Origin of the sequence: Hoeflea sp., assembly GCF_039975035.1 — a bacterium.
Lineage (GTDB): Bacteria > Pseudomonadota > Alphaproteobacteria > Rhizobiales > Rhizobiaceae > Hoeflea.
Window position 1 is genome coordinate 34,359 of sequence record NZ_JBDWHW010000259.1, and the last position, 13,247, is coordinate 47,605.

The following is a 13,247-nucleotide window of genomic DNA, read 5'->3' on the forward strand; positions in this document are numbered from 1 at the left end:
TTCGGGGCGGTCGTTTTCATTTCAGCTCCAGCGCAACATCCAAAAGCCAACCGCGGAGGCGGCGGCGGTCAGCAGGGTTCCCCAGGCCATGTCGACGAGGCTCATCATCAGCGGCCAGTTCTTCAGCGTCGACAGGTTGGTGATGTCGTAGGTGCCGTAGGCGGCGAAGCCGAGGATGGCGCCGAGCAGCAGCGCGTCGGTCAGCGAACCCGAGCGGAAGGCAGGCGCTGACGCCAGAATCACGACTGCGGCCGAATACATCACGTAAAACAGCGCAGCGATCGACAGACGGGGACTGTCGAGCATCAGTTCGCCAAGCTGGCGGCTGTAGAAGCCGCGGGCGACGAGGCCGAGCCAGATGGCGTCAATAAGCAGCAGGAAAACCGCTGCCCCGCCCCAGGCCTTGAGGAAGCCGGCGGGAATCATCGGCGGCTCCCCGGCAGGCGCGGTTGCTGTGCGCAGGTTTGGTGGAGTGCCTTTTCAGTGCCGTTCATGGAGATGCCCTTTAGGATGTTGCTGTTTGTCATCCTTGGTACGCACAATCGGTGCGGGCGGTTCACTTCTCGCGCGCTCCGGCGTAGGTGTCGGGGACAAGAACCTGCAGGGCCCCGGCATGGCTGACGCACTCGACCTCGCTTTCCAGCGAGACGATTTCGCCGTCAATGGCCGCTTTCGAGCCGCTTCGGCTGTCGGAGAACCTGAGCGTCACCTTTTGCGCGGTTCGCGATGTCACGTCCGGATCGTCCTGCAGCTTTCCAAACGCCGCGTTGAGCGCCATGCGCGCAACCGTGGCCGAGGACAGCGCCCTCGAGCGGTAGATACCCAGCACGCCCTGGTCCAGAATCGGCGCATAGGACAGCGGCGTGTCTCCGAACAGATTGTTGGACACAGAGATCGCGGAGACGACCTGTCGCTCCGGTCCCGATCCGGTGTCGATTTCCACCGCGAACCGCGGCGGCCTCATGATGACCCGACCGAGGGTCTTGAGGGTCGAGGCGATTTTCCGGACGCGGGTCGAGGTGTCGAGTTTTTCCCTCTGGCGCACCAGCCGGGCGTGCATGCCCGCTGAAAACTGGTGAATGAAGGGACGGCCATTGGCTGTGGCTATGTCGAGCGGCTGCTGCCTGGCTGTGGCCAGCGCCTCGATCGCGGCCTGCGGATCGAGCGGCAGTCCCAGGCTTCGCGCATATAGGTTCATCGTGCCCAGCGGAATAACTCCCAGCGTCTTGCCGGAGTGGAAACAGGCCGCAGCCGCGGCTGAAATCGTGCCGTCGCCGCCGCCCGCCACAATGGTGCCGGTGTCCTTGTCCGCTGCGGCATCTTTGAGCGCATCGACTAGCTCGCTGCCGGAGACCAGCCGAACGGTGGCCTCGCCACCATTGCCGGACAGCTTCGCAGCCGCCATGTCGCCGAACTCGCGGGCATCCATTCCGCGAATGGTCCCGCCGTCCTGATTGAGAATGAGTGTCGTGCGCATAGCTACTCCCCAGGGTGCGGAACACCGCTTTATAACACGGCGGCAGAGCTAAAGTTCCAATCTATCCCGCAAATCACCGTGGCTCAGGCGGCTGGGGCGGCTGTTGCTGTTCGATAGGCAAGTAAGCCTTCCGCCAGGGCATCGAAAGTGACCCGGCAGCGCGGAACCATTCTCAGGTTCTCATGCATGACCAGATAGGTCATCAGCTGAAGCTCGATCTGCCCGGGCAACAGATGCACCAGGTCCGGATCGCGGATCCCCAGTCCGATCTGGGACATGCCGATGCCGCCGCCGGCCCGGATCATTGCCAGTTGCGCGACATTGCTGTCAGAGCGGAAGTCAAAGCGGACCTGCGCCATGGTGGGGTATGTTTTCAGCATTTCGCGGACATAGGCGAATTGGCGGTCAAAGCCGATCAGCCGGTGGTGTGACAGATCTTCGACCGTTTCGGGTGTTCCATACCTGTCGAGATAGCGGCGATGGGCAAACATGCCGAGCGGAATGCCGCCGATCCGCCGGCTGACCAGTGCGCCCTGGCTTGGCTTGACCATGCGCACGGCGATGTCGGCCTGCTGCTTGAGAATATCCTCGACCATATCGGAGAGCGAGAGCTCGATCTTCAGGCGCGGGTAGCGGTGTTGCAGTTCGGTCAGGATCGGCGGCAGCACTTCAAGCCCAATCACTTCGCTGGCGCTGATGCGCACGGTGCCTTCAGGACTGTCGCCATCGCCCGAGGCGGCCCGTGCCAATGCCGCAGCACTTGCGGCCATGGTTTCGGCATAGCTGCGCATGCTCAGTGCCGTCTCTGTGGGCACAAGCCCCTGATAGGAGCGGAGGAACAGCGGCTTGCCGGCGGCCCGTTCCAGCGCGTCGAGGTGGCGGGCGATGGTGGGTTGGGTCAGCCCCAGCGCCCGGGCGGCACCCGACTGCGAGCCTTCCTGCAGGATGGCGAGAAAGGTTCGGTAGTGATCCCAGTCGAGAGCAAGCATAGACATACATTTATATATAGCGGATGCAGAGATTTGCGCAATTCCGGTTATCCGAGTTTGCCGCCATATTGGCTTCATCGCAACCCAAGGAGATCGACAATGACTGACAATGAGAAAAGCGCAGCTCCGATGGCGGGCAAGCGTGTGGCACTTGTGCTGGGGGCTACGGGCGGCATCGGCGGTGCGGTCGCGGCAAAGCTGCTGGGCAACGGCTACACCGTGCGGGCAATGCACCGGAAGGCCACTGATCAAGCGATCAGCAGGCCTGACTACGAGTGGCTCAGCGGCGATGCCATGAACCGCGACGATGTGATGCGCGCAGCCGCAGGAGCCGAGTTGATTGTTCATGCGGTCAATCCTCCCGGATACCGAAACTGGGGCACGCTGGTGCTGCCGATGATCGACAACACCATCGCCGCGGCCAAGTCCGTGGGCGCGAAAATCCTGATGCCCGGCACCATCTACAATTATGCGCCCCAGGCGTTTGCCGGCATCACCGAGGACAGCCCGCAGAACCCGGCAACGGTGAAGGGCAGGATCCGGGTGGCGCTCGAACAGCGGCTTGAAGCCGCCGCCAGCAGCGGCACCCAGGTCATCATCGTCCGGGCAGGGGATTTCTTCGGACCGGGCGCCGGCAACAACTGGTTTGCGCAGGCCGTGATCAAGCCCGGCGGGCCGCTGAAGGCAATCACCAATCCGGCTGACCCCGGCGTCGGCCATCAATGGGCCTATCTGCCTGATGTCGCCGAAACCATGGTCAGGCTGGTCGCCCGGGCCGATGAGCTGCAGCCCTTCGCCCGCTTTCACATGGAAGGCTTCTGGGACGCTGACGGCCGGCAGATGGGAGAGGCGATCTGCAGGGTCACAGGCCGCGCCGGATTGCCGATCAAGCGGTTTGCCTGGTGGATGCTGTATCTGGCCAGACCGTTTGTCCCGGTATGCGGTGAGTTGATCGAGATGCGCTATCTCTGGCGGACTGCATTGCATATGCGCAATGACAAGCTGGTGGCTTTTCTCGGCGCGGAACCGCGCACGCCGATCGACGAAGCTGTCCGCCTGACCCTGCAAAGTCTCGGGTGTCTTGCAGAACAGACCGGACCGGGTGGTGCGCGGTCCGTGGTACTTGCCGGCGACGAAAGAGTTTCAGCATGAGAGCCGGTTAGCCAGCAGATCCGGCTATCGCCGCATCTGGCCAAAAAAAATGGGCCTCGAGATTGCTCTCGGGCCCAATAGGTATGAAGGTTAAAAACCTCCAGAGGGGAACAGCTCATGCGGAGGTACTGGGAGGAGTAGACCGCCATAACTGCATCAGCTGCAGTCGATATGGTGTTTAATTGACCACTGTGCAAGGGAATGATGCGCATGTCAGCCATGTGATGACTGCATGGCCTGAAAAACAGGCACGTGCGGCTCGGAATCCGGACAAAAAAATGGGCCTCGAGATTGCTCTCGGGCCCAATAGGTATGAAGGTTAAAAAACCTCCAGAGGGGAACAGCTCATGCGACGGCACTGGGAGGAGTAGGCCGCCAAAGGTGCATCAGCTGTAATCGATATGGTGCTTTCTTGAGCAATACGCAAGAGAGAGAGGCGCATGTCAGCTATGCGGGTATTGCATGGCTTGAATATTGACTAAAATATAAGCAATATTTGTGGTGCTGGTTTTATAGTCGCGCCGGTGCGTGCGCCCGGTATTGCGCTCAACAGCGGGCGCCTCAATAGCTCCAGTTGCGCGCCTTGTTGATCAGGAAATCCCGGAAAGCCTTGAGTTTGGCCGCATTTCTCATTTCCTCCGCATAGCAGAAATAGGTATCGAACGAGGGTATGTCGGCCGGAATGTTGAGCTGCACCAGGCCCAGATCGCGGTTGATCATGTAGTCGGGCAGCAGCGATATCCCGGCGCCATTGAGGGTGGCGCGGCGGACAGCGGGCATGTTGTTGATCTGCAGTTGCGCGATCCGCGGATTGTCCGGGGTCCGCCCGGCCTGTTCAAGCCAGTTCACGTCACGCAGATAATTCGGCGCCGGTTCGCCGAAGGTTATGATTCGGTGGTTGTCGAGGTCCTCGAGTGTCTTGGGCTCGCCGTGACGCGCGAGATAGGAGGGGGCGGCATAGGCGTGCATGTGCACGGTGAACAGGCGGCGCTGGATCAGGTCGGGTTGTTGCGGCTGGCGCAGCCTTATGGCGCAGTCGGCTTGCCGCATATTGACGTCCAGTTCCTCGTTGTCGAGGAGCAGTTGCACCTGGACATCGGGATAGAGCGACTGGAATTCCTGTACTTTTTCGGTGAGCCAGCCCTGGCCGAAGCCAACCGTCGTTGTCACCCGCAATTTGCCCGAGGGCTTTTCACGGGTCTCGGTCAGCTGGTTCCTGACCGATTCGAGCTTCATCAGCACTTCGTGGGCGGTCTGGTAGAGAATCTCGCCTTGCTCGGACAGGATCAGGCCGCGGGCATGGCGGTGAAACAGCTTGGCGCCGATATCCATTTCCAGCGCGGAAACCTGACGGCTTATGGCCGATTGCGACAGATGCAGCTTTTCCGCGGCATGAGTAAAGGATCCGGCTTCCGCAGCCGCGTGAAATATGCGCAGTTTATCCCAGTCGAGTGGCATCAAGCTCTCGTCCCCCTGGCCCGTTGATCGGGCCCTTATCTGGCGCTTATGCGCCTATTCTGCGGCTTCCGCGTGTCTGACATGACCTGCCAGATATCGTTCGGCCTCCAAAGCCGCCATGCATCCCATTCCCGCCGCAGTCACCGCCTGACGGTAAATGTCGTCCGTGACATCACCGGCGGCGAATACACCGGGGACATCCGTGGCAGTTGAATCCGGCGCTGTCCACAGATAGCCGTTCGGCTTGTGTTTGAGTTTGTCCTTGAACAGGCTGACGGCGGGCGCATGGCCGATGGCAACAAACACCCCGTCAATCGGCATGTCGGAGGATTCGCCGGTTACGCGGTTCCTGAGCCTGACCCCGTTGACCGAGGCGGGCATTGGCGGCTTGGCCGGCTCGCCCAGAAACTCCGTCACTTCCGTGTTCCAGATCACATTGATGTTGGGTTTTTCAAACAGCCGCTGCTGCAGGATCTTTTCGCTGCGGAATTCGTCGCGCCGGTGCACAACGGTGACTTCGGCAGCGAGATTGGACAGATACAGCGCCTCTTCGACGGCAGAATTGCCTCCGCCGACAACGATGACCTTCTTGCCCCGGTAGAAAAAGCCGTCGCAGGTGGCGCACGCCGAGACGCCAAAACCCATGAACTCCTTTTCGCTTTCAATTCCCAGCCATTTGGCCTGTGCCCCGGTGGCGACGATCAGCGAATCGCAGGTCCACACCGCGCCTGAATCGGTCTTCACCGTGAACGGCCGCCCGCTCAACTCGACCTGGGTGACCAGATCGTTGACGATTTCAGCGCCGACATGCTCGGCCTGCTTGAGCATCTGCTCCATCATCCAGGGGCCTTGCACCGGATCGGCGTATCCGGGATAGTTTTCCACCTCGGTTGTGATCATCAATTGCCCGCCTTGCTCCATGCCCGCGATCAGCACCGGCTTGAGCATTGCACGGGCGGCATAGATCGCGGCCGTGTAGCCGGCGGGGCCGGAGCCGATGATGAGAACGGGAACATGGCGAGTGGACATAGGACAATCCTGTAGAGATGTTGTGTGGCGTCAGTTTGGGCCATCCACAGAGACGCATCAATGGCGAAAATCCGCAAACAGGCTGCTGACGCCATCATGACTTTCGGCTTTGAGCCTATTTAGGTATGGGCAAGCCCCGGTTTCAAGCTTTGCAAAGCGGTTACACACAGAACATCGCGCGTGATTGGTCCGCCAACTCTTTACAGAGACTGCGCGCTGACGCAATAAAGTTTCGTCGCACGGCAGTTTTGGTGCGGAATGTGGTGCCGGAAACAGGAATGATCCCATGGCAATCAAGGCCGAACTCGACGTGATCGATCTCAAGATCCTGCGGGAATTGCAAAAAGACGGGCGGATGACCAATGTCGAGCTGTCGGAGCGGGTGGGCATTTCGGCGCCGCCGTGCCTCAGACGGGTGCGCAAGCTCGAGAAGGCGGGGATCATTCGCGGCTACCGGGCCCAGTTGAATGCGCCAAGCCTCGGATTCGACCTCGTTGCGTTCTGCCTGGTCGGGCTCAAGCATCAGTCGGATGCAAATCTCAAGGCGTTTGCCGCCAGAACCAAGGAATGGCCGATCGTGCGGGAAACCTGGATGGTGTCGGGCGAGAGTGATTTCCTGTTGCATTGCGTGGCGCGCAATCTCACCCATTTTCAGGACTTTGTCATCGAAGAGCTGACAGCCACAGACAATGTCGACACGGTGCGCACCATGCTGACCATCCGTCAGGTCAAGGATGAGGGGCTTGTGGCGCTGTAGTTCTGCCGGCCACTCAACTCCGCGCCGGAGCGTGACGGATCAGGTTTGCGACCAGAGTTGCTGATAGACCGCGTCGATTGCGTCGGCTTCCGCAGCCACGCTGAAATTTTCGACGGCGCGTGTTCTGGCCGCCTCGGCCATCGTCTGGTGGCGCGCGGGGTCGGACAGTATCGCGGTTATCTGCGCGGCTGCCATGCCGGGATCGCCATCAGGGACGACTGCCCCGGCCGCTCCGTCGCCGGAAAATTCGCTGAACCATCCGGCGTCGCTTGCCACAAACGGCACCGCCGACGCCATGGCCTCCAGAGGCGTGACTCCATAGCCTTCATAGCGCGGCAGAGCCACCAGCAGGCTCAGTCCGCGCACCAGATCGGGCAGGGCGTCCGGACCGATCTCGCCTGGAAACAGGATCCGTTCCGCAAGTCCCGCCGCGGCAGCCTGCTGTTTCAGCCCGGCCAGGAAAGACGTATGTTCGGGCGCTGTCTTGCCGATCACCAGGGCGGTGTATCCGGGCAGGTGTGGCAGGGCTTCGATCATCGCGGCGACGAAACGGTCGGTGCCTTTTTCCGGGCGGACGCGGCCGATGGTGGCGATGCCGCCAATGCCGGGGTAGGGGCTCGCTGCCCAGGCTTGGTTGCGTGATGCGGCGGGATGAAAGCGCAGCGTGTCGACACCGTGCGGCACGACGGCGCGGACGCCCGGCACATATTCCGCCGCCTCCGGGGTGGTGGCGATCACCGCGTCCATGCGCGAGATCAGCCAGCGCGGCAGCGCGCTGTGCCGGCGCTGGGCGGCGGAGGTGAACACCAGCCTGATTGGCAGCCTGAGGATGTCACGGGCGAAAATTCCGGCCTGCATCTCGGGATTGCGGCGCACATGCCAGATGTGAAACGGCTTGCCGGATGGCTTCTGACGCGATGCCCGCACGGCCTGGAGGAACGAAATCGGGCCCGGGCAGCCAGGCAACGACCGGCCGACGAGCCTGATGTCGTAACGGTCAAGCTGCTGACGGGTCACGGCAGCCGCGGTCGCGGTTACACCGGTGAAATTGCGGTGCATGTTGAGAACGAACAGCCCGTCTCTTGCGCCAGCGCCGCCGGGATTTCCAGGGGAGCTGGCGGAAGACGTGCTCATGCCGGGATCCCTGAGCTGAACGGGGGCGTCAGCCCCACTTCACCGCGAGAATCTCGTAGGCCTTGGAGCCACCGGGAGCGACAACCTCGACGGATTCGCCAACGGATTTTCCGATCAGTGCGCGGGCGATCGGCGAAGAAATCGAAATCCGGCCTTCCTTCACGTCGGCTTCCTGGTCGCCAACGATCTGATAGGTCTTTTCCTCTTCGGTGTCTTCGTCGACCAGCTTGACGGTCGCGCCAAACTTGATGGTGTCACCCGACAGCTTCGACAGGTCGATGATCTCGGCGCGGCCGACAAAATCCTCAAGCTCGCCGATGCGGCCTTCATTGTGGCTCTGCGCTTCTTTCGCCGCATGATATTCGGCATTCTCGGAAAGGTCGCCATGAGCGCGCGCTTCGGAAATCGCCTCGATGATCCGCGGCCGTTCGGATTGCTGGCGCCAGCGCAGTTCTTCCTGCAGCTTGACGTAGCCTCCTTGCGTCATCGGAACCTTCTCAACCATCGGTCTCATCCTTGTCCAAGTCGCACCGACGCCATCACAAATGGCGGCTGTACACAAAACGAAACGGCGCCCGAAGCGGTTACTTCGGAGCCGTTCCACTGTATCCTCTTCTCAGGCTTATCAAATCCGCTAGGAAAATTCACCTGAAAAATATCCGGAGCGTCAGTGTCCGAAAACAACGCCGCAGCCACCGCTTGGCTGTCCTTCGCCACGGTGACATGATGTGGTGCTACAACCCTGAATTTTCAAGGAGCGGGTCATGGCTGCGCTGAAGATGGCGACGTTCAATCTCTATCATTTCGCGGAACCGGGCATTTTCTGGCACGAACGCAAGCCGGCCGCGACCTATTCGCAAACGCAGTGGGCGGAGAAGAAAGCCTGGATCACGTCCATGGTGGCCGGGATGGACGCCGATGTGATCGGTTTTCAGGAAGTGGTGTCACATGAGGAACTGGGTGCGCTGATGGCAGCGAGCGGCTATCCGCATTTCTTCTGCACCGGCCACCCGATGTTCGATGAGGATGATCCGGCTGTTTATGTCAACGCCACGGTGGCGATCGCCTCGCGTTACCCGTTTGTCAGCGTCAGACCGCTTTCGGGCGTTGCCGGCGTTCCCGACGATACGGTGATTGATGCGGATTTCAATTTCTCGCGCACGCCGGTTGATGCGCTGATCGAGCTTCCGGGACTGGGCCTGACCAGGATCTTTGTCTGCCATTTCAAATCCCAGGGCGCCTTTGTCGATGATGATGACATTGATGCGCTGGCCGACTGGGGCGACAAGATCCGCACCACCTACATGGAGCGCGCCATGGCCGGCGTCAATCAGGTGGCCAAGCGTGCCGCCGAAGCCGGCGCGATGTACCGTCTGTTCCGGCAGAGCATCGACACCGAACCCGACGCGCCGGTCATTCTGCTTGGCGATCTCAACGAGGATCCGGCCTCGCACACGATCTCGATCCTCACCCAGGCCGACCGGGTCTGGTCCTGGGGCAGCGTTGCCGCCAATGCGATCCCTGAAGAATTCGCCTATCTCAAGCATGTCTACAAGCTCTATGACAGTTTCAACCTGGTGGTGATGCAGGGGCTGGTGCGGCCCAATACCCATGGCGGCATCATCGCGGGCTCGGTGCTGGATTATTGCGTGGTCTCCAACGGACTTAACCCGAAGAACCCGCGCCGCCGCGGTGCGGTGACAAAGGTCGAGGTCTTCGACAACCATTTCGAAACCGGTCCGCCAAAGGAACGCGCGTCCGATCATGCGCCGGTGGTGACGACGATTGAGAGTGCGGCCGAGTAGCAGGGTCAATCCGTCTTGCCGTCATAGGCGCGGCGCGCCTCGATCACCCGGGCGTGATTGGTAATTGCCCACTGGCCCAGTGCTGACACGGGTTCGAGCAATTCGAAGCCGAGCGCGGTCAGCTCATAGTCCACACGCGGCGGCACCGTGGGAAACACCGTGCGGGTGAGATAGCCGTCGCGTTCGAGCCCGCGCAGGGTGGTGGTGAGCATTTTCTGTGAAATACCCTCGACGGCGCGCTTGATCTCGGAGAAGCGCATCCGGCCTTTTCCGAGCGTGCTGACCACCAGAACACTCCATTTGTCGCCGACCAGCGAAATCACGTCGTTGGCCACCTGACATTGGCCGGGAGTGTGAAGGTCACGTGGTTTCATTCGGGTGCCCCAGGTTCAAAAAAGTGCCGTCTTGTGGGCGCGGTAGCGGTTTCATAAGTAGCGTCAGTTACTTTTTTATACAAGGAAACCATCATGACAAAAATCGCTGTTCTGGTCGGCTCGCTGCGAAAAGAGTCGGTCAACCGCAAATTCGCCGGTGCCCTGGAAAAGCTGGCAGCCGGACGGATGGAGTTCGTCTATGCCGAGCTTGCCGATCTGCCGCACTACAATGAGGATCTGTGGGACAATGTCCCCGAAGCGGTTACCGCACTGAAGGCGACAATCGAGGCGGCGGACGCGGTTCTGATTGTCATTCCGGAGTATAACCGCACCTATCCCGGCGTGATCAAGGATGCCATCGACTGGGCGACGCGTCCCTGGGGCAAGAACTCCTGGGCCGGCAAACCGGTTGCGATCACCGGCACCTCGCCCGGCGTGATCGGTACGGCGGTCGCCCAGCATCATCTGCGTACCACCATGGTCACCGTGGGAACCGCGGTAATGGGACAGCCCGAACTCTATTATGCCTACAAGCCGGAGCATTTCGGCGAGGATGGCGCCATCACCGACGAGAACACCAAGACCTATCTTGAAGGCTGGGTGAACAGCTTCGCCGACTGGATCGCCACCACCGGTAAATAGCCTGACCTCATTTTCGCTGAGAATTCCGGCTTCCAGAGTTGCGCGACTCCGCCCAGTTGGAAAACTCCCCGTCGCCTCCCCACAAGGCGACGGGGAGATTTGTGTTTGAAAACCGGACGCATCCGTTCTGCTTCAAGCCAAACACGAGCCGCCCGGACGGCTTATGTTCGGGGAGGGGTGCGGGTTGTCGCCACTTCATAGGTTCTGGGCAGGTTGGGCGGCTTATAGTCGGGCCGGTTTTGCAGGCGCTCGATCACCGCTTCATGCAGTTTCGCGCCTTCGGGAATGCGGCGGTAATCGAATACCGGCCAATAGACCCGGCCCAACTGCAATTGCCGGTAAAACGAGGTTTTCGGTACCTTGCGCGGCAGAAACTCGACAATGGCCCAGCCGGGGTTCATCGAATTGTTGATGTCGGCCAGCGGGTCGGGCGCGCCATAACGCTTCTGGGTTTTCGCCGCCTCGTCACGGGCGAGTTCCGGTTTTGCCTGTGTATCCTCGCCGGCCCTGTCTCCATGGGTCAGCAGTTCGAACACAGCTTCGTCGCCGCGCACCCCGGCAGCCACGGCTTCGCGGAACAGCCATTCGAGCGGGATCTTGGCCAGCCCGCTTCTTGCATCCGGGTAGCCGCCTCCGACATCGCCGTGGCAGCCGGCGAACCAGACTTCCTCAAAATCCTGCGGCCGCTTCTGGTAAGCGCGGGCCTTGGTCGACCACTCCTCGTAATCCTGCCCCGGCTCCCACAGCGAGGGTTGGAAATAGGTCCGCCGCTCGTCAATCGCCACGGCGTGACGGACAATCTTCACCCGGTTGTTCTCGTTGGTGTAGGCTTTCTGGGTGGTGGTCAGCCAGGGGAAGCCGGCGGTGGCGTCAAACACCGAGGCAACCGTGTCCCACAGGCCGAGGAATTCGATGCGCACGCCGCTGCCGCCCAGCACTTTCTGGAAGTGGCCGATCTCGGCGGCGAAGTCGCGGGTGCCCGGCTGACCCAGCCGTGTGTAGGCACGCCAGGCATAGCGCACGAGCTGCAATTGTTCCTTGCGCACCAGTCCGATGATCCGCAGGAAACCGCCCAGCAACCGCGCGGTATAGGCGCCGCGGGAAAAGCCGAAAATATAGATCCTGTCGCCATATTCATGGTTTTCGACCAGAAAGCGGTAGGCCTCCATCACATTGTCGGCAATGCCCGCGCCGGTGGCCAGCCCCAGCACGATGCGGGTTTTCGACCTGAGTTGCCGCCACCAACCGGTCAGCCCGAAGCTGCCGACACCCGGCTGATAAAACACCAGTTGCTTTGTCGAGCGTTTCAGCGAGCCATAGAGCCTGAGCACATTGGTCCGGTCGCCGGAAATCTGGTTCGACGTACCATCCAGCAGAATGACGATGTTCTTGGCCATCGCGCGGCCCTCCACCGGAAGGAGGATACGCGAAGGTGGAGGAGGGGGCAATCAGAGGGGGAGGGGTGGACGGGAGCCGTCAGTACGATCCAGCAACCGCTGCAGCCGGTCAAAATTCTGTTCATTGGCGGCGTGCAGGAATTTTTCCATTGCTTGATTCTGGTCCGTGCGGTCGAAGACCATGCGCCATGACAGGCGTGCGCCGTCATCCTCATCGGCAAAGCGCATCTCGAGCGTGAAAACATGCACCGGTTCGTGGTGCGTCATGAGCACCATCCGGCCTTCGACAACATCCTCGAAGGTCCAGCGGTTGTGAAAGTCGGTGCCGTTGTCAGCAGTCATGGTGATCAGCCAGTGTCCGCCGGGCTTCAGATCGAAGCTTGAGATGTGGTTGGTGAACCCTTCCGGACCCCACCATGCAGCGAGTTTTTCGGGGTCTGCAAAGGCGCTGAAAAGCGTTTGACGGGCCACCGGAAAAAGGCGGTCGTTGATGATTTCGATGGACTTGGTCATTGAAGCTCGTCGTGCCGGCACCGCTGCCATTTAACGCTCAGGCCGCAACCCCGAGGCTTGGCGCCGGGGTGACGGCGGCGACGACCGTGTCGGCTGAACGCTCGAGAAACTCCTTGTCCTGCCGTAGCGCATCGAGCGAGCGGGGAACCGGTTGCTCTCCGTTCCAGTCTTCAAAAGCAAACGCCAAAACAATCGCAGCCTCGCGCATCGCCTCGTCCAGCGTATCGGCTACAGCCGTCACACCAGGAACGTCGGGGAAAGAAATGCCGTAACCGCTGTCGGGTTCTTTGTGAATGAGAGCGATGTAGTAAGCCATTGTCTCAGTCCTTGGGCCAGCGTGCCTGCGCGTAGATTGAACGGACGGTTCCAGCTGGAATATCCTTGCGCGGATGGGTGACAATTACAACTCTGCCGTCCGCCGAATGACGAAACTTGTGATGCGATCCACGCGTCGATACCAGCTCGAAACCATCCGCCTTCAGGCGTTTGATTATATCGCGGCTGTCTCGCAGCATCAACT

General features: G+C 60.8%; 16 protein-coding genes. 4 read left to right on the plus strand and 12 right to left on the minus strand.

Annotated elements, in window-relative coordinates:
• Positions 1 to 21 precede the first annotated feature (21 nt).
• The 3 genes from ABJN75_RS23265 to ABJN75_RS23275 all read right to left on the minus strand — a co-directional run bounded on the left by ABJN75_RS23265 (position 22) and on the right by ABJN75_RS23275 (position 2,472).
• Positions 22 to 426: a DUF2177 family protein gene (locus tag ABJN75_RS23265; RefSeq protein WP_348442061.1), complete on the minus strand. Its 405-nt coding sequence runs from the start codon at positions 424 to 426 to the stop codon at positions 22 to 24.
• Positions 427 to 556: 130 nt separating this feature from the next.
• On the minus strand, positions 557 to 1,477 hold the full coding sequence (locus tag ABJN75_RS23270) for a diacylglycerol kinase family protein (RefSeq protein WP_348442062.1): 921 nt from the start codon (positions 1,475 to 1,477) through the stop codon (positions 557 to 559).
• Between the two features lie 83 nt (positions 1,478 to 1,560).
• A complete protein-coding gene (locus ABJN75_RS23275) occupies positions 1,561 to 2,472 on the minus strand; it encodes a LysR family transcriptional regulator (RefSeq protein WP_348442063.1) in 912 nt (303 codons plus the stop codon).
• A 93-nt stretch (positions 2,473 to 2,565) separates the two neighbouring features.
• On the opposite strand from ABJN75_RS23275, the gene ABJN75_RS23280 reads away from it, so the two are divergent.
• Positions 2,566 to 3,618 (plus strand): NAD-dependent epimerase/dehydratase family protein, encoded by a 1,053-nt coding sequence (locus tag ABJN75_RS23280; RefSeq protein ID WP_348442064.1) that lies wholly within the window; start codon positions 2,566 to 2,568, stop codon positions 3,616 to 3,618.
• Positions 3,619 to 4,179: 561 nt separating this feature from the next.
• Here the strand turns inward: ABJN75_RS23280 and ABJN75_RS23285 are convergent.
• Positions 4,180 to 5,076, minus strand: a complete 897-nt coding sequence (locus tag ABJN75_RS23285; protein WP_348442065.1) for a LysR family transcriptional regulator — start codon at positions 5,074 to 5,076, stop codon at positions 4,180 to 4,182.
• A gap of 54 nt (positions 5,077 to 5,130) precedes the next feature.
• Positions 5,131 to 6,105, minus strand: a complete 975-nt coding sequence (gene trxB, locus ABJN75_RS23290; protein ID WP_348442066.1) for a thioredoxin-disulfide reductase — start codon at positions 6,103 to 6,105, stop codon at positions 5,131 to 5,133.
• Between the two features lie 286 nt (positions 6,106 to 6,391).
• Between trxB and ABJN75_RS23295 the strand changes: the two genes are divergently transcribed.
• Complete coding sequence (locus ABJN75_RS23295; protein ID WP_348442067.1) at positions 6,392 to 6,862, plus strand: Lrp/AsnC family transcriptional regulator; 471 nt, start codon at positions 6,392 to 6,394, stop codon at positions 6,860 to 6,862.
• Between the two features lie 39 nt (positions 6,863 to 6,901).
• Here the strand turns inward: ABJN75_RS23295 and ABJN75_RS23300 are convergent, their stop codons facing one another.
• Complete coding sequence (locus tag ABJN75_RS23300) at positions 6,902 to 7,996, minus strand: glycosyltransferase family 4 protein (RefSeq protein ID WP_348442068.1); 1,095 nt, start codon at positions 7,994 to 7,996, stop codon at positions 6,902 to 6,904.
• Between the two features lie 28 nt (positions 7,997 to 8,024).
• Entirely contained in the window at positions 8,025 to 8,501 is a 477-nt protein-coding gene (gene greA, locus ABJN75_RS23305; RefSeq protein WP_348442069.1) for a transcription elongation factor GreA, read from the minus strand.
• 259 nt (positions 8,502 to 8,760) lie between these two features.
• Here greA and ABJN75_RS23310 point away from each other — a divergent pair, with 259 nt between their 5' ends.
• Positions 8,761 to 9,801 (plus strand): endonuclease/exonuclease/phosphatase family protein, encoded by a 1,041-nt coding sequence (locus tag ABJN75_RS23310; protein ID WP_348442070.1) that lies wholly within the window; start codon positions 8,761 to 8,763, stop codon positions 9,799 to 9,801.
• A 5-nt stretch (positions 9,802 to 9,806) separates the two neighbouring features.
• On the opposite strand, the gene ABJN75_RS23315 is transcribed toward ABJN75_RS23310, so the two are convergent.
• On the minus strand, positions 9,807 to 10,175 hold the full coding sequence (locus ABJN75_RS23315) for a helix-turn-helix domain-containing protein (protein WP_348442071.1): 369 nt from the start codon (positions 10,173 to 10,175) through the stop codon (positions 9,807 to 9,809).
• 93 nt (positions 10,176 to 10,268) lie between these two features.
• Between ABJN75_RS23315 and ABJN75_RS23320 the strand changes: the two genes are divergently transcribed.
• Complete coding sequence (locus ABJN75_RS23320) at positions 10,269 to 10,817, plus strand: NADPH-dependent FMN reductase (RefSeq protein ID WP_348442072.1); 549 nt, start codon at positions 10,269 to 10,271, stop codon at positions 10,815 to 10,817.
• A 161-nt stretch (positions 10,818 to 10,978) separates the two neighbouring features.
• On the opposite strand, the gene ABJN75_RS23325 is transcribed toward ABJN75_RS23320, so the two are convergent.
• Genes ABJN75_RS23325 through ABJN75_RS23340 form a run of 4 tightly spaced genes read right to left on the minus strand, consistent with a single transcriptional unit; the run spans position 10,979 to position 13,242 of the window.
• On the minus strand, positions 10,979 to 12,214 hold the full coding sequence (locus ABJN75_RS23325) for a DUF2235 domain-containing protein (RefSeq protein WP_348442073.1): 1,236 nt from the start codon (positions 12,212 to 12,214) through the stop codon (positions 10,979 to 10,981).
• 51 nt (positions 12,215 to 12,265) lie between these two features.
• A complete protein-coding gene (locus ABJN75_RS23330; RefSeq protein ID WP_348442074.1) occupies positions 12,266 to 12,727 on the minus strand; it encodes an SRPBCC domain-containing protein in 462 nt (153 codons plus the stop codon).
• 37 nt (positions 12,728 to 12,764) lie between these two features.
• On the minus strand, positions 12,765 to 13,043 hold the full coding sequence (locus tag ABJN75_RS23335) for a type II toxin-antitoxin system HicB family antitoxin (protein ID WP_348442075.1): 279 nt from the start codon (positions 13,041 to 13,043) through the stop codon (positions 12,765 to 12,767).
• Positions 13,044 to 13,047: 4 nt separating this feature from the next.
• Positions 13,048 to 13,242: a type II toxin-antitoxin system HicA family toxin gene (locus ABJN75_RS23340; RefSeq protein WP_348442076.1), complete on the minus strand. Its 195-nt coding sequence runs from the start codon at positions 13,240 to 13,242 to the stop codon at positions 13,048 to 13,050.
• Between the last annotated feature and the right edge of the window lie 5 nt (positions 13,243 to 13,247).